Here is a 19297-nt window from a genome sequence, read left to right as displayed (position 1 = left end):
CTGTGGACCGCACCCATGACCTTTAGAGCTTTGATTACCCTCGCAGAGGGCATCGATGACCTGCAAACTGTCACCCTGATCGATGTGCTGCGCCGCGCCAAGGTTGAAGTGGTGGTGGCGAGCATCGAGGGCCGGCGCATGATCACCTGTGCCCGTGGTTCCCGCTTGACCGCCGACGCGATGCTGGTGGATTTGCTGGCCCAGCCGTTCGACCTGATCGCTCTGCCCGGCGGAGAGGTCGGATCACAACACCTCGCCGCGCATCAACCCTTGCAACAATTGGTCAAGGACCAGGCCGCCGCGGGGCGTCTGTTCGCAGGCATCGGTGAATCTCCAGCGCTGGCGCTGCAAGCCTTTGGCGTCTTGCGTCAGCGGCGAATGACCTGCCTGCCATCGGCCAGCCATCAACTGTCGGGTTGTAATTTTGTCGATAAGCCGGTGGTGGTCGACGGCAATTGCATCACTGCCCAAGGCTCGGGAGCTGCTCTGGAGTTTGCCCTGACGCTGGTGGAGCAACTCTGCGGTAAAGCCACGCGAACTGCCGTGGCGGCGGAGTTGGTGGTTTGAAAAATGTCAGGCGTGACTGGCAATGGGTTGGATAATCGGTTGCTCACGATGCTCCGCTTGCCAGAGATCGTAGTCGGTCTGGACACCTAACCACATGCGCGCCTTGCCAATACCGGCGCGCTCGAGACGCACCGCCAAATCCGGACTGATTGGCGCGTGGCCATGCAGTACACGCGAAAGATGCGGACGAGCGAATCCCAGGTGACGTGCCAGCTCTGTGACACTGATGCCTAGCTCGGGCAATACATCCATCAGAAGCGTTTCGCCAGGGTGCGGCGGGTTGTGCATGGGCATGTCCTGCCTCCTGTCAGTGGTAGTCCAGATAGTCGACCAGTTCGATATCCGATCCGATAAAACGAAAAATAACTCGCCAGTTCCCCGAAACGCTCAATGACCAATATTCGGCCAACTCACCTCGGAGTGGGTGCAGCCGCCATCCCGGCAAGTCGAGATCGCCAGGCAGCTCTGCGCGGTCCATGAACTGGAGCATCCGAGCCAGACGCTTTGCATGGTCTGCGCGAATCCCACGAGTCGAACCGGTTTCATAGAAGCCGCGAAGGCCTTTGTGTTGAAATGATTTGATCATGGGTCGAGTGTAAGGCGATACATTACACTTTATGCACTATCCATGTACTGCACCTTGTCGGCGAATATGTGCATCGACCTGTTTTTCAGCCATTTTCACGCCCATCAATTCTCTTGAACGCTCATCCCACCCCGAAGTCGTACCCCTTATGACGGCGGTTTGCCAAAACGCCGCGAACGTACGACCAACCGTGAGGTGTTTATGAGTGCGACCACTCCCGAGGCGGCGCAGCCGTCCTTCGTCCGTCATCCGGCACGCCTGACGCTCAACGGTCAGGAGCGACAGCTCGACGTCTTGCCCTGGACCACGTTGCTGGATCTGCTGCGTGAGCAGTTGGACCTGATCGGCACAAAAAAAGGCTGCGATCACGGACAGTGCGGCGCCTGCACGGTGTTGCTTAACGGCAAGCGGGTGAACGCCTGCCTGACGCTGGCGGTGATGTGTAACGGGGCGGAGCTGATCACCATTGAGGGGTTGGCGACTGGCGACGAATTGCACCCCATGCAGCAAGCCTTCATCAAGCACGATGCCTTTCAGTGCGGCTATTGCACACCGGGGCAGATCTGCTCGGCGGTCGGCCTGGTCAATGAAGGGCGGGCGCAAACCACCGCAGACATTCAAGAACTGATGAGCGGCAACCTCTGCCGTTGCGGTGCCTACAATAATATTCGCGACGCCATCAAAGAAGTGCTTCCCGCCTGCCGCCAACCTGAGCAGGGGGGCGGCCAATGAATCCTTTCCACTACAGCAAACCCGATTCGGTACAAGCCGCCGTACATCTCGCCGGCCCGGCATCGCATTTCATCGCCGGCGGTACGAACCTGCTGGATTTGATGAAGGAAAATGTCACCCGCCCAGAACACTTGATCGACATTACCGGGCTGCCCTTGCGCGATGTCACTGAAACGGCCCAAGGGACGCTGATGATCGGTGCACTGGTCAGCAATGCCGAACTGGCGTGGCACCCGTTGATCGAACAGCGCTACCCGCTGTTGTCCCAGGCGATTCTGGCCGGCGCGTCACCACAATTGCGCAACATGGCCAGCACCGGCGGCAACCTGCTGCAACGCACGCGCTGCTATTACTTCTATGACGCCGGCGTGCCATGCAACAAGCGGGAACCCGGCAGCGGTTGTCCGGCGCGGGACGGGCTGAACCGGATTCATGCGATTTTCGGCGCCAGTGAATCGTGCGTCGCTACCCACCCCTCAGACATGTGCGTGGCCTTGGCCGCACTGGAGGTCGTGGTTCACGTGCAAGGCCCCAGCGGTGCGCGGACCATCGAGTTCGCTGATTTCCACCGTCTGCCGGGCGATGCTCCCGAACGTGACAACCAGCTCGCCAACGATGAACTGATCACCGCTGTCGAATTACCCGCCACCGGTTTTGCCGAACACAGCCATTACCTGAAAATTCGTGATCGCGCGTCATATGCCTTTGCATTGGTTTCGGTCGCAGCAGCGCTCGATTTGTCCGGACCGATCATTCGAAAGGCGCGATTGGCCCTTGGCGGCGTGGCGCATAAACCCTGGCGCGACAGGGCCGTGGAAGACTGGCTGGTTGGCAAAGAAGTCAGCCGCGAAACCTTCATCGCCGCCGCCGATGCATTGCTGCAAAAAGCCGAACCGCTTGAACACAACGCTTTCAAAGTGAAACTGGCGCGCCGGGCGATCGTCCGCGCACTGAGCGATGCCGCGCAGGGAGGGCAAGCCCGATGAACACTTACACTCAACCCATGGGGCAGCCGCTTGACCGGGTTGACGGCCAGCTCAAAGTGACGGGACAGGCGCGCTACGCCGGCGAGTTTCCCGAGGACGGCCTGCTTCAAGGCAGTGTTGTTTCCAGCACCATCGCTTGCGGACGGGTGATTCGTATTGATGCATCGAAGGCCTTGGCGTTGCCCGGGGTCGTAGCGGTGATCGATCACAGTAACCGCCCGAAGATCGCCAGCTACGACAAAGACTATGACGACGCCGACTCGGCCGAAGGCTCACCGTTCCGGCCTTTGTATAACGATCGGGTCCTGTACAGCGGGCAACCGCTGGCACTGGTTGTTGCGGACAACCTTGAGCTGGCGCGCCATGCCGGTTCATTGATCAAGATTGAATACGAAACCGACGCCCATCAGACCGATCTGCTATGCCTGCAAGGCGAAGCCCATCCGGCACCCGCCGAACTGCCCAAGCCGCGTGGGAACTTTCAGGCTGAGTTCGCCGGCGCGGCCATGAGCCTGGACCTGAACTACAGCACCCCGATCGAGCATCACAATCCAATGGAGCCGCACGCCAGCACGGTGCTCTATCAGGCCGACGGCAGCTTGCACGTCCATGACAAGACCCAGGGCCCGCAGAACTGTCAGTCGTATGTGCAAAAGGTGTTCGGGCTTGAGAAAGAGCAGGTCAGAATTTTCGCGGCGTATGTCGGCGGCGCATTCGGTTCGGGCCTGCGTCCGCAGTATCAACTGCCTTTGGCAGTCATGGCGGCGCTGCAACTCAAGCGCTCGGTGCGCGTGACATTGACGCGCCAGCAGATGTTCACCTTCGGCTATCGCCCCCGCACCCTGCAGCGTTTGCAATTAGGCGCTGCGGCAAACGGCCGTCTGCTCGCCGTCGCTCACACCGCCATTGGCCAGACTTCGCGGTTCGAGGATTTCACCGAGCATGTGGTGGAGTGGAGCGGCATGCTCTATCACTGCGACAACGTGCAATTGGCCTACAAACTGGTGCCGCTGGATGTGTTCACGCCGCTCGACATGCGAGCGCCGGGCGCGGCGTTGGGGCTGATTGGCCTTGAATGCGCGATGGACGAACTGGCCTGTGCGTTGGCAATCGATCCGGTGCAGTTGCGTTTGATCAACTACGCGGAGCGCAATGAGAACGAAGACAAACCCTATTCCAGCAAAGAGTTGCGCGAATGCTATGCCCAGGGTGCCAAACGTTTTGGCTGGGAAAAACGCGATCCCGAACCGCGCAGCATGTGCCAGGGACGACAGTTGGTGGGTTGGGGCATGGCCGGTGGCGTCTGGGAGGCGATGCAGCAGAAGGCCAGCGCCAAGGCGTCGCTCGATCACAACGGCAAGCTGACCGTCAGTAGCGCCACCACCGACATCGGCACCGGCACCTACACGGTCATGACGCAAATAGCCGCCCAGGCGTCAGGCGTTTCTGTAGAGGATGTCACTTTTGTCCTCGGCGACTCTTCATTGCCGACTGCGCCGTTGCAGGGCGGATCATTCACCGTGTCATCAGTCGGCACTGCCGTTCAGCAGGCCTGTGAGGCATTAAAGGAAAAATTACTCGCCGTGGCGCGGCAGACTTCGCCTGCGTTCGCAGGCGTGACCGCTGAACAAGCCGTTTTTGAAGACGGACATCTTTCGTTTGGTGAGGCGCGATTAAAACTGGCCGACCTTGCTCGGGACTGTGGTGAAGAAACGATCGAGGCCCAGGTCGACGCCGAACCGGACAAGAAGCGCGAAGCCTACGCCACCGCCACCCATTCAGCGGTGTTTGTCGAAGTGCTGGTGGACGAGGACCTGGGCACGGTGAAGGTTAACCGTGTCGTCAGTGCGATTGCGGCCGGGCGCGTAGTCAATCCGAAAATGGCTCGCAGCCAGATTCTCGGCGGCGTGGTGTGGGGCATCGGCATGGCCTTGCACGAGGAGACGCAAACCGACCATGCCCTGGGCCGTCACATGAACCACAGCCTGGCCGAATACCACATCCCGGTTAACGCTGACATCGGCGACATTGATGTGATTTTTGTCGAAGAACACGACGAGATCGTCAACGCTCTCGGCTCCAAGGGCGTTGGCGAAATCGGTATCGTCGGGGTCGCAGCGGCAGTGGCCAACGCCATCTACCACGCCACCGGCAAGCGGGTGCGGGACTTCCCCATCACCCTCGACAAGCTGCTTTAGACCCTGACTTCGTCCACCGGCACATGCATGCGGTCGCGGTTTGCCAGGGTCGGGAACAGTTTGATCCACGCCCCAGTCACCACCAGCGTGCCAATCCCACCCATAACCACCGCCGGCACGGTGCCGAACCAATGGGCGGTGACGCCGGATTCGAATTCGCCCAACTGGTTCGAGGCACCGATGAACAAACCGTTCACGGCGCTGACCCGGCCGCGCATTTCGTCCGGTGTTTCCAGTTGTACGAAGGAGGCGCGGATCACCATGCTGATCATGTCAGCCGCGCCCAACACCACCAGCACGGCCAGGGAAAACCAGAACGAGGTCGAGAGGCCGAACGCGATGGTCGCAACGCCGAACACGCCGACGGCCGTGAACATCACCCGCCCGACTTTGCGCTCCACGGCAAATCGCGCCAGGTACAGCGACATCAGCAGCGCACCGACTGCCGGGGCTGAACGCAACAGGCCCAGGCCCCATGGGCCGGTCAATAGGATGTCCTTGGCGAACACCGGCAGCAGCGCCGTCGCACCGCCGAGCAATACCGCAAACAGGTCCAGGGAAATCGCCCCGAGAATGTCCGGACGACTGCGAATGAAGCGGATGCCCGCGAGCAGCGAGTCGAGGGTCGCCTTGCCCTTGTTCAGTGGTGTCTGCCGGGCGGGCAGGTTGAGCATCAACAGGCAGGCAATGATGTAGAGAATCACCGTCGGGCCATACACCCAGACACTGCCGAAGGCATAGAGCAAACCGCCCAGGGCCGGGGCGACGATGGTGGCCGATTGCTGGGCCGACTGCGCGGCGGCAACGGCGCGGGGGAATAGCGCGCTGGGCACGATGCTCGGCAGCAGAGCCTGGGTGGTCGGCATCTCGAAGGAGCGCGCGGCGCCGAGCAGGAACGCGAGAATGAAGATCATCTCCCGGGTGACATGGTCGGTCGCACTGCCGATGGCCAGGGACAAGGCGATCAACGCTTGCAGGGACTGACAGATCGCCGCGACCTTGCGCCGGTCATAGCGGTCTGCGACATGCCCCGTGTGCAGCATGAACAGCACCCGCGGGGCAAACTCCACCAGCCCCACCAAACCCAGGTCGAGCACATTGCCGGTCAGTTGATACAGATTCCAGCCGATGGCCACGGTGAGCATCTGAAAACCGCTGGCGGTAAACACCCGAGCCAACCAGAACGCGATAAAAGGACGGTGATGACGTAACAGCAGGGGCGCTTGGCTGGGCATCTGAGAGCAGGTCTTGAGCGATCGGAGGGTCGAGATTATCACCAACCTGTAACCAGAAGTTGCAGGTTTGGAAAATTTAGTTAGCTAGACACCGATCTCCAAAAGCACAGAAATCTCCCGGTGGGAGCGGGCTTGCTCGCGAAGACGTCGGCACATTCACCATAAGGTGACCGACATATCGCTTTCGCGAGCAAGCCCGCTCCCACAGGGAATGTGTTGCGACTGATTGCCAGAGCGATGAGGCAACCTGTCACGCGTCAAAAGACCACACCGTCCATCGTCAAAAATCGGACTACTCTTTCAACCATTGCTTGATCCAGATCAAGACCCTTGTGGAAATGATCCGGCGGCCAGATGGCCAGACTCCCTACGTTGTGATGTTTGTAAAAAAAGAACGAATGCAAATTCGCCACACTCCATATCCGTGGGGGCAGTGGGTGCAGGCCGCAAGCCTTCAGCCGGTATTACCTGACAGAGGAAAACTTATGTTCGGTTTGGAGGCGCTTGATCTCGCCCGAATTCAGTTCGCGTTCACCATCTCGTTCCACATCCTGTTCCCGGCCATCACCATTGGCCTGGCGAGTTACCTGGCGGTGCTCGAAGGTCTGTGGCTGAAGACGAACAACGACACTTACCGCGATCTGTACCATTTCTGGTCGAAGATCTTTGCCGTCAACTTCGGCATGGGTGTGGTATCCGGGTTGGTCATGGCCTATCAGTTCGGCACCAACTGGAGCCGCTTCTCGGACTTCGCCGGTTCCGTGACCGGGCCGTTGCTGACGTACGAGGTCCTGACCGCGTTCTTCCTTGAGGCCGGTTTCCTCGGCGTCATGCTGTTCGGCTGGAACAAGGTCGGGCGCAATCTGCACTTCTTTGCCACGGTCATGGTCGCCATCGGTACGCTGATCTCGACCTTCTGGATTCTCGCCTCCAATAGCTGGATGCAAACCCCGCAAGGGTTCGAAATCATCAACGGCCAGGTCATTCCAACCGACTGGTTTGCAGTGATTTTCAACCCGTCATTCCCCTACCGTCTGATGCACATGGCAACGGCCGCGTTCGTCGCGACGGCTTTCTTCGTTGGCTCTTCGGCGGCCTGGCACTTGCTGCGCGGCAAGGACAACCCGGCGATCCGCACCATGCTCTCGATGGCCATGTGGATGGCCTTGATCGTGGCGCCGATTCAGGCCGTCATCGGTGACTTCCACGGGCTCAATACGCTCAAGCATCAACCGGCGAAAATCGCCGCAATCGAAGGTCACTGGGAAAACCACGGCGATGAGCCGACCCCGCTGATCCTGTTCGGCTGGCCGGACATGAAAGAAGAACGGACCAAATTCGCGGTGGAAATCCCGTACCTGGGCAGCCTGATCCTGACTCACTCCCTGGACAAGCAAGTACCTGCGCTCAAGGATTTCCCGCCTGAAGACCGGCCAAATTCAACCATCGTTTTCTGGTCGTTCCGGATCATGGTGGGCCTGGGCATGCTGATGATCTTCACCGGTCTGTGGAGCCTGTGGCTGCGCAAAAGCGACAAGCTGTACACCTCGCGACCGTTCCTCTACCTGGCGTTGTGGATGGGCCCGTCCGGCCTGATCGCGATCCTCGCCGGTTGGTTCACCACTGAAATCGGCCGTCAGCCGTGGGTGGTCTATGGCCTGATGCGCACGGCGGACGCGTCCTCCAATCACAGCTTCATGCAGATGAGCATTACGCTGATCCTGTTCGTGGTGGTGTATTTCGCGCTGTTCGGCGCCGGTCTGGGCTACATGATGCGCCTGGTGCGCAAAGGGCCGAAGATCGACGAAGGCAAGGAAACCAACGACGGTGGCCCTGGCCAGAAACGTACGCCGGCCCGTCCGCTTTCCGCCGCCGACGACGATGGTTCGGACGCTGACCACAGCCCCAGCCTGACCAAGGAGATTTGAGTCATGGGTATTGATCTTCCGCTGATCTGGGCCGTGATCATCATCTTCGGCATCATGATGTACGTGGTCATGGACGGCTTCGACCTGGGGATCGGGATTCTCTTCCCGTTCATCCCGGGTAAGACCGACCGTGACGTGATGATGAACACCGTCGCCCCCGTCTGGGATGGCAACGAAACCTGGCTGGTACTGGGCGGCGCGGCGTTGTTCGGCGCGTTCCCGCTGGCCTATTCGGTGGTGCTCTCGGCGCTGTACCTGCCGCTGATTTTCATGCTCATCGGGCTGATTTTCCGTGGCGTGGCGTTCGAGTTCCGCTTCAAGGCCAAGGACGACAAGCGTCACCTGTGGGACAAGGCATTCATCGGTGGTTCGATTGCCGCCACCTTCTTCCAGGGGGTGGCGCTGGGTGCATTCATCGACGGATTGCCGGTGGTCAATCGCCAGTTTGCCGGGGGTTCACTGGACTGGCTGACGCCGTTCACAATGTTCTGCGGCCTCGCGTTGGTGGTGGCTTATGCGCTGCTGGGTTGCACCTGGCTGATCATGAAGACCGAAGGCAAGTTGCAGGAGCAGATGCACAATCTGGCACGGCCATTGGCGTTCGTGGTGTTGGCGGTGATCGGTATCGTCAGTATCTGGACCCCGCTGGCTCATGCTGAAATCGCCGCTCGCTGGTTCACACTGCCGAATCTTTTCTGGTTCCTGCCGGTGCCGATCCTGGTGTTGGTGACCATGTACGGTCTGATTCGAGCCGTGGCCCGCAATGCGAACTACACGCCGTTCCTGCTGACCCTGGTGCTGATTTTCCTTGGCTACAGCGGCCTTGGCATCAGCCTGTGGCCCAACATCGTGCCGCCGTCGATCTCGATCTGGGACGCCGCTGCACCGCCGCAAAGCCAGGGCTTCATGCTGGTCGGTACGCTGTTCATCATCCCGTTCATCCTGGGTTACACCTTCTGGAGCTACTACGTATTCCGCGGCAAGGTGACCCACGAAGACGGTTATCACTAGAAAATACGACAACGGCGCCAGGGCTTATTCCTGTGCCGTTTCAGAGGAGGTCACGATGATGGCTGGCAAACATTCCCTGGAGGAAATCAAGGCCGCAGAGAAGAAACCGCTTTGGCAGCGCCTTGGTTGGTTGGCCTTGATCTGGGTCGGTAGCGTGGGGGCCCTGTTTATCGTGGCGAGCCTGATGCGCATGTTCATGAACGCCGCAGGTCTGTCCACGCATTGAAACACTCGACATTCCCATCCCGTTGCCTTGCGGCACGGATTCAAACCCTTCTGTCATGGCGGGTTTTTTTTACCTGCGATTATTTGCGGGCTTTGAGAATGACGAACTTCGGCGTAGCCGCTACTTGTTCAACACCACGGAACAGCCGCGCGAGCTTGCTGTGGTAACCCAGGTGGCGGTTGCCGACGATGTACAGCGCGCCGCCAACCACCAGGGCTTCGCGCGCCTGCTGGAACATCCGCCAGGCGAGAAAATCGCCGACGACCTGTTGCTGGTGAAACGGTGGATTGCACAGCACCACGTCCAGCGATTGCGCTTCTTGCCCGGCCAGGCCATCGCCAGCGCGCACGATCACCTCACGATCCCCCAGCGCAGCGCGCCAGTTTTCGGTGGCCGATTGCATCGCCATGAACGACTCGTCCACCAGCGTGTACTGGGCGTCAGGGTTTTGCAGGGCGCTGGCGATTGCCAGTACGCCGTTACCGCAACCGAGGTCGGCGACGCGTGCTGTGCCGAGGTTCTGCGGCAAGTGTGGAAGGAAGGCTCGTGTGCCGATATCCAGCCCCTCGCGGCAGAACACATTGGCGTGGTTCAGCAGTTCGATTGCCGGAGTGTCGAGTAGATAGCGGGAAGGGTAGGGGGACACGGCGGCGGGTTTGGCTTCAGGTGTTGCGATCAGCAGCCGGGCTTTTTTCACCGCCAACGAGGCTTGCACCGGGCCGATGTAGCGCTCCAGCAGATCACCGGCGGCGCGAGGCAAATGCTTGACCATCGCTGCAGCAATCACCTGGGCGCCTGGAGCCAGTTGGCTTTGCAGGCGAATCAGTTGCTCTTCCAGCAAGGCCAGGGTTTTCGGCACGCGGATCAATACACGGTCGAACGGCCCCACGAAGGCTTGATTGGCCGGTACGCTAGGTACGGCATCGAAGGCCTGGCCGTTGCGGATCAGGTTCTTTTCCAGGCCCTGGAAGGCCAGGAACGAGTCGCCACTGCTGGTCACCCGGACGTTTCCCGCCAGGCTCGCGGCCAAAGCGCCGAAGCTATCGTTGAGTACCAGCACCCGGGTGTCTGCGGCCGGTTGCTGCTCAGCCAGATGATTGAGCAGGTATTCGTCTGCGGCATCAAAAGCTTGCAGCGGTTCATTCTGCTGTTCTGGCTGACGGATCAAATCGAGTTGGGCGAAGGGCGTTTCGAGCAGGGGCATGAGGCGGGGGCTCTGGGTAGTCAACGGGTATGGTGGCCCATGCCTGAAGCGTTGTAGCGGGCGGGCCGTCCGAGTGGACTGCGACGTGGTGTTTCACTCGTCATCACTCTGGAGGAGCCGCAAATGGTACGTTTTTTTCTCTTGGATTACTCGTGGGTTTTTCAGCCTCGGTACTCGGAGGTACTGCTCAGATCATGCAGGCCCTGGCTGCCGCGATGACCGCCGCGATCTTGTTGTTGACGTTCAGTTTTTTGATGCAACTGCTGACATGGAAATTTACAGTACGTTCAGCTAGGTTGAGGATTATGGCGATCTCACAGGCGGTCTTGCCATCAGCCGACAGTCTCAGGATCTCAATTTCGCGCGCAGTTAAATGAGGCGCGCACGATTGCGGCACGCGGTGAGGCAGTTTTTGCGCGACGAGCCCGTGTAAGTGATGGCTGATGAAGAGCACGTATCCCAGGTTTTCATACAGCTCATACGGGGTGATGGGATGACTGCTGCTGGCGACGCTCAATACGCTGTGAAGCCCTTTGTCGTCATGCAGCGGTTGCGACAAGCCATATTCCAGGCCTTGTTTTTTCTGCGTCTTCCACAGCAGTGGGGTCTTCGAGTAGACCTTTTCTTCCCAGAGAATAGGCAGGGAAGACTGATTGCAGTGAGCCAGTATTGGATCTATTTCTCTGAAGCGGTTTTGTTCATATGCCACGTTCCAGTCGATTGGGTAGTTGTTGAGATTGACGTTTTCATAGTGCGGGCCTCGCGGGGGTGATGTTATTGAGAAGGCGCAGAAATTAAAGCCCAGGTCTTGTACGAGGCCTAGTGACATCTTGTATGCAGACTCAACATCCCTCGCGTTAGATATCTCTCTTAATTGTGACTCCATCCACATTTCCATCGATGTAACTCCATGCGGGTATCTTGGGGGCGCGGATTGGATCCGAAATCCAGCACGCCACGAGTGTAGGACTATTCCTACGCATGTGTCGTAATTTTTTCGCTCTTGAAAAGACTGAAAAATAACTAACCAGTTCTTAGCGCCGAACGAACAGGTTGCATGAGGCACACCATGCAATTATCCAGACTTGTTTTGTACCTTCTGGTTAATGTAAGGCGCCTTCCAATTTCAAACGCAGTCATCACGGCAAAATAAGGCATTGTCTAAAGCCACTACAAATCAGCGGTGTTTACATCGACTGCTTTGCGGGACACTGGGTCATCTGTTGAATGGAGTTCCCCATGACCGCCAGTGCCGAAAAATTCACTCGCCAGACCCTGACAGACGTTCAGCCGTTGACCCCCAACCTGTTCACGTTGCGGGCTACCAGAGATGTCGGCTTTCGTTTTCGCGCTGGACAATTCGCCCGGCTGGGCGTGACCAAAGCCGACGGCAGCACCGTGTGGCGCGCCTATTCAATGGTCTCCTCGCCCCATGACGAGTTTCTCGAGTTTTTTTCCATCGTCGTGCCGGGCGGGGAGTTCACCAGTGAACTGAGTCGGCTGGAGGTCGGCGATACGCTGCTGGTCGACCGTCAGGCGTTTGGTTACCTGACGCTGGATCGTTTCGTCGATGGCCGTGATCTCTGGCTGCTATCCACCGGCACGGGCGTGGCGCCGTTTCTATCGATCCTGCAGGACTTCGAGGTGTGGGAAAAATTCGAGCGGATCATCCTCGTCTACAGCGTACGCGAGGCCCGTGAGCTGGCGTATCAGGAGCTGATTGCAGAGCTGACGCAGCGCGACTATCTGGCCGATTACGCGCACAAGTTGCAGTTCATTGCGACCGTCACGCGCGAGCAGCACCCCGGCGCCCTGAACGGGCGAATCACCACGCTGATCGAAAATGGCGAGCTGGAGCGGGTGGCAGGGGTGGCGCTGACACCCGAGCATTCGCGGGTCATGCTCTGCGGTAACCCTCAAATGATTGATGACACGCGCAAATTGCTAAAACAGCGCGACATGCACTTGAGCCTCAGTCGACGACCCGGCCAGGTGGCAGTGGAAAACTTCTGGTAAAAAAAAACGGCGCCCCGAAGGCGCCGTTTTTATGCATGCACCAGCCTTCAGGGCTGATTGTTCTGGGCTTTGAGCAGATCACGGATCTCGCTCAACAGCTCTTCTTCCTTGGTTGGAACCGGCGGCAGGGTTGGCGCAACGGCCTCTTCGCGTTTCAGGCGGTTGATGGCTTTGACGCCCATGAAGATCGCGAAAGCGACGATGATGAAGTCGATCAGGCTCTGGATGAACTTGCCGTACGCCAGCATCACCGCCGGGACATCCCCGTTGGCTGCCTTGAGCGTAACGGCCAGGTCACTGAAGTCCACCCCACCGATCAGCAGGCCGATTGGCGGCATCACCACGTCGCCGACAAACGATGAAACGATCTTGCCGAACGCGGCGCCGATGATGATACCGACGGCCATGTCGACCACATTACCTTTGACCGCGAAGGCCTTGAACTCACTTATCACGCCCATAGGTTATTTCCTTGTTACAGATGAGGTTGGTGAACGGAGTGTAAATCAGCAACACGCATTTTGCTCGAAACAACCGCTTGCGGGGGGCGCTACCAACGACCTGTTCGCTGGGGAAAAGTTTGCAAAATGCCATCATCGGTTTACCGGTGCCGGCACGAATCTCGATTTTTTTATCTAGCCGATGTGCGGTACTGTCCTTTCTTTGCTTTGTTGGTAAGTGGCCTTTGCTGTGTGGGAAGTAGACAAGATAAAACAATGAATGATGGCTTGAAAGTTGGGTGGTATGAACACCCGATCTGAGATGTATGAACGCTACCCAAGTAAGCGCCTTGAATAACAGGAGTGGCACTTGATTGTTGCTATTGATGCATTGAAGTTAGGGGGAGTTGTACATTGGGCCTTAAATTATAAAAGGCTTGTACAGATTTGATTCTTAATGATGGGCTAACGATCGATATGTCTCTAGGTAAATTTGTACAGTTCCCCATAAATTACTATTCGGTAATAAAAGCCGGCACGAGCTAGTTGCTACCGAAGGTCCGCTGGTAACTTCCCTGCGCTGATGCAACCCAGCTGAGCTATCATCGCGGTTTTTGTCGGGAGTTCAGATGGCCAAGGCCAAGCGCATGTACGGCTGCACCGAGTGCGGCTCAACCTTCCCCAAGTGGGCCGGCCAGTGCGGCGAGTGCGGGGCCTGGAACACGCTGACCGAAACCATGGTCGAGAGCGGCGGTGCCGCACCACCCAGCGGTCGCACCGGTTGGACCGGCCAACAGGCACAGATCAAGACCCTGGCCGAAGTCAGCGTCGAAGAGATTCCGCGCTTCTCCACCGCATCCAGCGAGCTTGATCGAGTGTTGGGTGGCGGCCTGGTGGATGGTTCGGTGGTGCTGATCGGCGGTGATCCGGGCATCGGCAAATCGACCATTCTCCTGCAAACCTTGTGCAACCTCGCCAAAGTCATGCCGGCACTGTACGTCACCGGCGAAGAATCCCAGCAGCAAGTGGCCATGCGCGCCCGCCGTCTCGGTTTGCCTCAGGATCAACTGCGGGTGATGACCGAAACCTGCATCGAAACCATCATTGCCACTGCCCGGGTCGAAAAGCCCAAGGTCATGGTGATCGACTCCATTCAGACGATCTTCACCGAACAATTGCAATCGGCACCGGGTGGCGTGTCGCAGGTTCGGGAAAGTGCGGCGTTGCTGGTGCGTTATGCCAAGCAGAGCGGCACTGCGATTTTCCTGGTCGGCCACGTGACAAAAGAAGGCGCATTGGCCGGGCCGCGCGTGCTGGAGCACATGGTCGATACGGTGCTGTATTTCGAAGGTGAATCCGATGGGCGCCTGCGATTGCTGCGTGCGGTGAAAAACCGTTTCGGTGCCGTCAACGAATTGGGCGTGTTCGGCATGACCGACAAGGGCCTGAAAGAAGTCTCCAACCCGTCAGCGATTTTCCTGACACGTGCACAGGAAGAAGTGCCGGGCAGTGTGGTCATGGCGACGTGGGAAGGGACGCGACCGATGCTGGTGGAAGTCCAGGCACTGGTGGACGACAGCCATTTGGCGAACCCGCGTCGGGTCACGCTGGGCCTGGATCAGAATCGCCTGGCGATGTTGCTGGCGGTGCTGCACCGTCATGGCGGGATCCCGACTCACGATCAGGACGTATTCCTCAACGTGGTCGGCGGGGTGAAGGTGCTGGAAACGGCCTCCGACCTGGCGTTGATGGCGGCGGTGATGTCCAGTTTGCGCAACCGGCCGTTGCCGCATGATTTGCTGGTGTTCGGTGAAGTCGGGCTGTCGGGCGAAGTACGCCCGGTGCCGAGTGGCCAGGAACGCTTGAAGGAAGCGGCCAAGCACGGCTTCAAACGCGCCATCGTGCCCAAGGGCAATGCACCGAAAGAGGCGCCGCCGGGTTTGCAGATTATTGCCGTGACCCGCCTGGAACAGGCCCTTGACGCGTTGTTCGAATAACCTTCCAGAAAGTACACAACCCCCTGTGGGAGCGGGCTTGCTCGCGAAGGTGGACTGACATTCAGTAATGATGTTGTCTGACACACCGCCTTCGCGAGCAAGCCCGCTCCCACATTGGATCAGTGTTGAACCGTCAGATTTCGATCAGGGCGCCCAATTCGCGCTCCAGTTCCTCGGGATCCCCCAGGTTGAATTCAATCAACCGCCGCAAGCGTTCAATCGATTCCAGGCTGATGTGCTTGCAGACAAACCCGAGCTGGCCATGGTCATCGTGGGTCAACATCACATCCATCTTGATCTCGACGTCCTCGGTCAGATGAATATCGACCAGGAAATGCCAATCCGGATTACCCAGCCACGGCTCGGGCTTCTCGATCAACAGGCCCTTGAGTGACAGGTCGATCAGCTTCACCGGCCAGATAAATTCCCCTTGGCCAAGCTCGGTTCGGGCATCGAACGCAATACGTTTGAAGCGGCGGCGATCGGCAGGGTGCTCGCTCATGGCGCAATCCTCGTAAATGTTCGCTGACTATAGACCCGCATCGTCAAAGGCTGCCAGCAAAGTGGTCGCTCAACATATGTCGGGGTATGGCCTTTGCGGCCGTTAGCGCTAAACTCCGAATGGCTGTCTTTCTTGTCCACCCTGGCTGGAATCATAAAATGAAAAATAATAATAGCCTGCTACGCCACCTACCCTGGCTGCTGCTGGCAATCGTAGGCGCCTGCGCCCTTGGTGTCGTGGCGTTGCGCCGAGGTGAGGCGATCAACGCCTTGTGGATTGTGGTCGCGGCCGTGGCCATTTATCTGGTTGCCTACCGCTACTACAGTCTGTTCATCGCCAACAATGTGATGCAACTCGACCCGCGACGGGCCACCCCCGCCGTGCTCAACAATGACGGTCTGGACTACGTACCGACCAACAAACACATCCTTTTTGGTCACCACTTCGCGGCCATCGCCGGCGCGGGTCCGCTGGTCGGTCCGGTATTGGCGGCGCAGATGGGCTATCTGCCCGGCACGCTGTGGCTGATTGCCGGTGTGGTGCTGGCCGGTGCGGTTCAGGACTTCATGGTCCTGTTCATGTCCACCCGCCGCAACGGCCGCTCTCTGGGCGACATGGTCCGTGAAGAAATGGGCCGCATCCCCGGGACCATCGCGCTGTTTGGCTGCTTCCTGATCATGATCATCATCCTCGCGGTGCTGGCGCTGATCGTGGTCAAGGCGTTGGCCGAGAGCCCGTGGGGCATTTTCACGGTGATGGCGACCATCCCGATCGCGATGTTCATGGGCATTTACATGCGCTACATCCGCCCGGGCCGCATCGGTGAAATCTCCGTGGTCGGCGTGTTGCTGCTGCTGGGTTCGATCTGGCTCGGTGGGCAGATTGCTGCTGATCCGGTCTGGGCCAAGGCGTTTACGTTCACTGGCGTGCAGATTACGTGGATGCTGGTCGGTTACGGTTTTGTGGCCGCTTCGTTACCGGTGTGGCTGATTCTGGCGCCGCGTGATTACCTGTCGACCTTCCTGAAAATCGGCACCATCGTGGCGTTGGCGATCGGCATCCTGATCACCATGCCCGAGCTGAAAATGCCGGCGCTGACACAATTCATCGACGGTACCGGGCCGGTGTGGAAGGGCGGTCTGTTCCCGTTCCTGTTCATCACCATCGCCTGTGGCGCGGTCTCCGGTTTCCACGCGCTGATCTCCTCCGGCACCACGCCGAAACTGCTGGATAACGAAGTCAACGCCCGTTACATCGGTTACGGCGGCATGCTGATGGAATCCTTCGTCGCCATCATGGCGATGGTGGCCGCTTCGGTGATCGAGCCAGGCGTGTATTTCGCCATGAACAGTCCGGCGGCCGTCGTCGGCGGTGACGTGGTGGCCGTGGCCCAAACCGTCAGCAGCTGGGGCTTTGCCATTACTCCGGAAGCGCTGCAAGCGGTGGCCAAGGACATTGGTGAAACCACGATCCTGGCCCGTGCCGGTGGTGCGCCGACCCTGGCGGTCGGTATCGCGCAGATCCTGCACAGTGTCCTGCCGGGTGAAAACACCATGGCATTCTGGTACCACTTCGCGATCCTGTTCGAAGCGCTGTTCATCTTGACCGCGGTCGACGCCGGTACTCGTGCCGGACGCTTCATGCTGCAGGATTTGCTCGGTTCCTTCGTGCCGGCACTGAAACGCACCGAATCCTGGACCGCCAACCTGATCGCAACCGCCGGTTGCGTGGCGATGTGGGGCTGGTTGCTGTACCAGGGCGTGATCGATCCACTGGGCGGTATCAACACCTTGTGGCCATTGTTCGGTATCTCCAACCAGATGCTGGCCGGTATCGCACTGATGCTCGGCACCGTTGTGCTGATCAAAATGAAGCGTCAACGTTACGTCTGGGTGACCATGCTGCCAGCCGTCTGGCTGCTGATCTGCACCACCACCGCAGGCTTCATCAAGCTGTTCGACGCCAACCCGGCGATCGGCTTCCTGTCGCTGGCGAAAAAATACAGCGATGCCCTGGCCAACGGTCAGATCCTCGCCCCGGCCAAGGACATCACTCAGATGCAGCACGTGATCTTCAACGCTTACACCAACGCAACGCTCACCGCGCTGTTCCTGTTCGTGGTCTTCAGCATCCTGTTCTATGCGCTCAAGGTCGGTATCTCCGCCTGGGGCACCAAGGAACGTACGGATAAAGAAGCACCGTTCCAGGCGCTGCCGGATGCGTAATCGAGGAATGCACGATGTTCAATGACCTGAGTCGCCTCGGTAAATACCTCGGTCAGGCCGCGCGCCTGATGGTCGGCATGCCCGACTACGACACCTACGTCGAGCATATGCAAACCAAACACCCGGACAAACCGGTGATGACTTACGAGATGTTCTTCAGGGAACGTCAGGAGGCTCGTTACGGTGGCAAGGGTGGGCCGAAGTGCTGTTGACCCGGTTGTCGGGTTAACAGCAATTCCTGTGGGAGCTAGCCTGCTGGCGATGACGGCTGAACATTCAACATCACTGTTGATTGACAGTCCGCCATCGCTAGCAGGCTAGCTCCCACATTTGTTTTTGTGTTGAATTCTCATTTTGTGAAACAGGAGATACCAGTTGTCCTCTCCCATCCCGGTAACGATCCTCAGCGGCTTCCTCGGCGCGGGCAAGACCACGCTGCTGCGCCACCTGCTCAAAGCCGAACACGGCCTGAAAATCGCCGTGATCGAGAACGAATTCAGCGACGCCGGTATCGACACCCTGCTGTTGGGCGACGAACCCGTGCAAGTGATGACGCTGTCCAACGGCTGCGTCTGCTGCACCATCCACACCGACCTGACCAAGGCCTTGTACCTGCTGCTCGAACGCCTGGACAGCGGCGAAATCGCCTTTGACCGGCTGGTGATCGAATGCACCGGCCTGGCCGACCCGGCGCCAGTGGCACAAACCTTTTTCATCGATGAAGAGCTGCGCGAGCGTTACATCCTCGATGGCATCATCACCTTGGTAGACGCGGCCCACGCCGACACTCACCTGACCCAGACCATCGCCCAGGCGCAAATCGGTTTTGCCGACCGCTTGCTGGTGAGCAAGCGTGATCTGGTGGACGAAGCGTCGTTTACCGCGCTGAGCGAACGCCTGACCCGGATCAACCGTCGTGCGCCGATTCGCGTGGTCGAACACGGCAAGATCGACCTGGCCGAGCTGCTCGACGTGCGCGGCTTCAACCTGAATGCCGACCTCGGCGGCATCAGCCTGCGCCCCGTGGGCAAGGCGCCATCCATCGACCGCATTTCCAGCCTGGTGCTGCGCACTGACAAGCCGCTGGATCTCGACAAACTCAGCGAGTTCATGAACGAACTGCTGGAAGATCATGGCAAGCAACTGCTGCGCTACAAAGGTGTGTTGAGCATTCTGGGTGAACCGCGGCGGATGGTGTTTCAGGGGGTGCTGAAGCTTTACGGATTCGACTGGGATACCGAGTGGGCGGACGATGAGGTGCGGGAAAGCGTGATCGTGTTTATTGCTGATGATTTGCCGGAAGAGAAGATTCGTGAGGGGTTTGCGCGGGTGGCTGCGGACTAAAGCCAAAGATTTTCAGTGAATCTTATGCCGTCATCGCGAGCAGGCTCGCTCCCACATTGGAAATGCATTCCCCTGTGGGAGCGAGCCTGCTCGCGATAGC

The 19297-nt window shown here is 58.8% G+C and carries 19 protein-coding genes; 12 read left to right on the top strand and 7 right to left on the bottom strand.

Going from position 1 to position 19297, the window contains the following annotated elements:
* Positions 1–15: 15 nt before the first annotated feature.
* The gene (locus ACA072_RS25170; RefSeq protein WP_497621280.1) at positions 16–567 is read left to right on the top strand and encodes a DJ-1 family glyoxalase III; all 552 of its coding nucleotides are present in this window, start codon (positions 16–18) and stop codon (positions 565–567) included.
* A gap of 6 nt (positions 568–573) precedes the next feature.
* Here ACA072_RS25170 and ACA072_RS25165 read toward each other — a convergent pair whose 3' ends face one another.
* On the bottom strand, positions 574–861 hold the full coding sequence (locus ACA072_RS25165) for a HigA family addiction module antitoxin (RefSeq protein WP_497621278.1): 288 nt from the start codon (positions 859–861) through the stop codon (positions 574–576).
* 13 nt (positions 862–874) lie between these two features.
* Positions 875–1153, bottom strand: a complete 279-nt coding sequence (locus ACA072_RS25160) for a type II toxin-antitoxin system RelE/ParE family toxin (RefSeq protein WP_497621277.1) — start codon at positions 1151–1153, stop codon at positions 875–877.
* Between the two features lie 201 nt (positions 1154–1354).
* Between ACA072_RS25160 and ACA072_RS25155 the strand changes: the two genes are divergently transcribed.
* Genes ACA072_RS25155 through ACA072_RS25145 form a run of 3 tightly spaced genes read left to right on the top strand, consistent with a single transcriptional unit; the run spans position 1355 to position 5069 of the window.
* Positions 1355–1885 carry a (2Fe-2S)-binding protein gene (locus ACA072_RS25155; RefSeq protein ID WP_497621275.1) on the top strand — a complete coding sequence of 177 codons (531 nt, stop codon included), beginning with the start codon at positions 1355–1357 and terminating at the stop codon, positions 1883–1885.
* Positions 1882–2871, top strand: coding sequence for an FAD binding domain-containing protein (locus ACA072_RS25150; RefSeq protein WP_497621273.1), 990 nt, complete (start codon positions 1882–1884; stop codon positions 2869–2871). The genes ACA072_RS25155 and ACA072_RS25150 overlap by 4 nt, the downstream gene beginning before the upstream one ends.
* Complete coding sequence (locus ACA072_RS25145) at positions 2868–5069, top strand: xanthine dehydrogenase family protein molybdopterin-binding subunit (RefSeq protein WP_497621272.1); 2202 nt, start codon at positions 2868–2870, stop codon at positions 5067–5069. Before ACA072_RS25150 ends, ACA072_RS25145 begins: the two co-directional genes overlap by 4 nt.
* Here the strand turns inward: ACA072_RS25145 and ACA072_RS25140 are convergent.
* Complete coding sequence (locus ACA072_RS25140) at positions 5066–6304, bottom strand: MFS transporter (RefSeq protein WP_497621271.1); 1239 nt, start codon at positions 6302–6304, stop codon at positions 5066–5068. The genes ACA072_RS25145 and ACA072_RS25140 overlap by 4 nt on opposite strands.
* Before the next feature lie 485 nt (positions 6305–6789).
* On the opposite strand from ACA072_RS25140, the gene ACA072_RS25135 reads away from it, so the two are divergent.
* Genes ACA072_RS25135 through ACA072_RS25125 form a run of 3 tightly spaced genes read left to right on the top strand, consistent with a single transcriptional unit; the run spans position 6790 to position 9469 of the window.
* Positions 6790–8232 carry a cytochrome ubiquinol oxidase subunit I gene (locus tag ACA072_RS25135; protein ID WP_497621269.1) on the top strand — a complete coding sequence of 481 codons (1443 nt, stop codon included), beginning with the start codon at positions 6790–6792 and terminating at the stop codon, positions 8230–8232.
* 3 nt (positions 8233–8235) lie between these two features.
* Positions 8236–9243, top strand: a complete 1008-nt coding sequence (gene cydB, locus ACA072_RS25130) for a cytochrome d ubiquinol oxidase subunit II (protein ID WP_497621267.1) — start codon at positions 8236–8238, stop codon at positions 9241–9243.
* Positions 9244–9301: 58 nt separating this feature from the next.
* The gene (locus tag ACA072_RS25125; RefSeq protein WP_010467474.1) at positions 9302–9469 is read left to right on the top strand and encodes a DUF2474 domain-containing protein; all 168 of its coding nucleotides are present in this window, start codon (positions 9302–9304) and stop codon (positions 9467–9469) included.
* Between the two features lie 79 nt (positions 9470–9548).
* On the opposite strand, the gene ACA072_RS25120 is transcribed toward ACA072_RS25125, so the two are convergent.
* The gene (locus ACA072_RS25120) at positions 9549–10673 is read right to left on the bottom strand and encodes a methyltransferase (RefSeq protein ID WP_497621265.1); all 1125 of its coding nucleotides are present in this window, start codon (positions 10671–10673) and stop codon (positions 9549–9551) included.
* A gap of 187 nt (positions 10674–10860) precedes the next feature.
* Complete coding sequence (locus ACA072_RS25115; RefSeq protein WP_497621263.1) at positions 10861–11571, bottom strand: LuxR family transcriptional regulator; 711 nt, start codon at positions 11569–11571, stop codon at positions 10861–10863.
* Between the two features lie 341 nt (positions 11572–11912).
* On the opposite strand from ACA072_RS25115, the gene ACA072_RS25110 reads away from it, so the two are divergent.
* Positions 11913–12689, top strand: coding sequence for a ferredoxin--NADP reductase (locus tag ACA072_RS25110; protein WP_497621262.1), 777 nt, complete (start codon positions 11913–11915; stop codon positions 12687–12689).
* A gap of 47 nt (positions 12690–12736) precedes the next feature.
* Here the strand turns inward: ACA072_RS25110 and mscL are convergent, their stop codons facing one another.
* Positions 12737–13150, bottom strand: coding sequence for a large-conductance mechanosensitive channel protein MscL (gene mscL, locus ACA072_RS25105; RefSeq protein WP_497621260.1), 414 nt, complete (start codon positions 13148–13150; stop codon positions 12737–12739).
* A 608-nt stretch (positions 13151–13758) separates the two neighbouring features.
* Between mscL and radA the strand changes: the two genes are divergently transcribed.
* Entirely contained in the window at positions 13759–15126 is a 1368-nt protein-coding gene (gene radA / locus ACA072_RS25100) for a DNA repair protein RadA (protein ID WP_109635008.1), read from the top strand.
* Between the two features lie 133 nt (positions 15127–15259).
* Here the strand turns inward: radA and ACA072_RS25095 are convergent, their stop codons facing one another.
* Positions 15260–15628, bottom strand: coding sequence for a PilZ domain-containing protein (locus ACA072_RS25095; protein WP_497621259.1), 369 nt, complete (start codon positions 15626–15628; stop codon positions 15260–15262).
* Positions 15629–15786: 158 nt separating this feature from the next.
* On the opposite strand from ACA072_RS25095, the gene ACA072_RS25090 reads away from it, so the two are divergent.
* From ACA072_RS25090 to yjiA, 3 genes are all read left to right on the top strand, one after another.
* Entirely contained in the window at positions 15787–17853 is a 2067-nt protein-coding gene (locus ACA072_RS25090; protein ID WP_497621258.1) for a carbon starvation CstA family protein, read from the top strand.
* A gap of 14 nt (positions 17854–17867) precedes the next feature.
* The gene (locus ACA072_RS25085) at positions 17868–18065 is read left to right on the top strand and encodes a YbdD/YjiX family protein (protein ID WP_461999897.1); all 198 of its coding nucleotides are present in this window, start codon (positions 17868–17870) and stop codon (positions 18063–18065) included.
* A 163-nt stretch (positions 18066–18228) separates the two neighbouring features.
* Positions 18229–19197 (top strand): GTPase, encoded by a 969-nt coding sequence (gene yjiA, locus ACA072_RS25080; protein WP_497621257.1) that lies wholly within the window; start codon positions 18229–18231, stop codon positions 19195–19197.
* Positions 19198–19297: the final 100 nt, after the last annotated feature.

The sequence above is a fragment of the Pseudomonas sp. LBUM1656 genome (assembly GCF_059716065.1).
Note: the sequence above shows the minus strand (reverse complement) of the source record. Positions and strands in the feature narration are given on the sequence as shown.

What these genes read in the sequence shown, in the direction of transcription:
- ACA072_RS25170 (WP_497621280.1), top strand. Translation starts at nt 16, where the DNA reads ATGACCTTTAGAGCTTTGATTACCCTCGCAGAGGGCATCGATGACCTG.
- ACA072_RS25165 (WP_497621278.1), bottom strand. Translation starts at nt 861, where the DNA reads ATGCCCATGCACAACCCGCCGCACCCTGGCGAAACGCTTCTGATGGAT.
- ACA072_RS25160 (WP_497621277.1), bottom strand. Translation starts at nt 1,153, where the DNA reads ATGATCAAATCATTTCAACACAAAGGCCTTCGCGGCTTCTATGAAACC.
- ACA072_RS25155 (WP_497621275.1), top strand. Translation starts at nt 1,355, where the DNA reads ATGAGTGCGACCACTCCCGAGGCGGCGCAGCCGTCCTTCGTCCGTCAT.
- ACA072_RS25150 (WP_497621273.1), top strand. Translation starts at nt 1,882, where the DNA reads ATGAATCCTTTCCACTACAGCAAACCCGATTCGGTACAAGCCGCCGTA.
- ACA072_RS25145 (WP_497621272.1), top strand. Translation starts at nt 2,868, where the DNA reads ATGAACACTTACACTCAACCCATGGGGCAGCCGCTTGACCGGGTTGAC.
- ACA072_RS25140 (WP_497621271.1), bottom strand. Translation starts at nt 6,304, where the DNA reads ATGCCCAGCCAAGCGCCCCTGCTGTTACGTCATCACCGTCCTTTTATC.
- ACA072_RS25135 (WP_497621269.1), top strand. Translation starts at nt 6,790, where the DNA reads ATGTTCGGTTTGGAGGCGCTTGATCTCGCCCGAATTCAGTTCGCGTTC.
- cydB (WP_497621267.1), top strand. Translation starts at nt 8,236, where the DNA reads ATGGGTATTGATCTTCCGCTGATCTGGGCCGTGATCATCATCTTCGGC.
- ACA072_RS25125 (WP_010467474.1), top strand. Translation starts at nt 9,302, where the DNA reads ATGGCTGGCAAACATTCCCTGGAGGAAATCAAGGCCGCAGAGAAGAAA.
- ACA072_RS25120 (WP_497621265.1), bottom strand. Translation starts at nt 10,673, where the DNA reads ATGCCCCTGCTCGAAACGCCCTTCGCCCAACTCGATTTGATCCGTCAG.
- ACA072_RS25115 (WP_497621263.1), bottom strand. Translation starts at nt 11,571, where the DNA reads ATGGAAATGTGGATGGAGTCACAATTAAGAGAGATATCTAACGCGAGG.
- ACA072_RS25110 (WP_497621262.1), top strand. Translation starts at nt 11,913, where the DNA reads ATGACCGCCAGTGCCGAAAAATTCACTCGCCAGACCCTGACAGACGTT.
- mscL (WP_497621260.1), bottom strand. Translation starts at nt 13,150, where the DNA reads ATGGGCGTGATAAGTGAGTTCAAGGCCTTCGCGGTCAAAGGTAATGTG.
- radA (WP_109635008.1), top strand. Translation starts at nt 13,759, where the DNA reads ATGGCCAAGGCCAAGCGCATGTACGGCTGCACCGAGTGCGGCTCAACC.
- ACA072_RS25095 (WP_497621259.1), bottom strand. Translation starts at nt 15,628, where the DNA reads ATGAGCGAGCACCCTGCCGATCGCCGCCGCTTCAAACGTATTGCGTTC.
- ACA072_RS25090 (WP_497621258.1), top strand. Translation starts at nt 15,787, where the DNA reads ATGAAAAATAATAATAGCCTGCTACGCCACCTACCCTGGCTGCTGCTG.
- ACA072_RS25085 (WP_461999897.1), top strand. Translation starts at nt 17,868, where the DNA reads ATGTTCAATGACCTGAGTCGCCTCGGTAAATACCTCGGTCAGGCCGCG.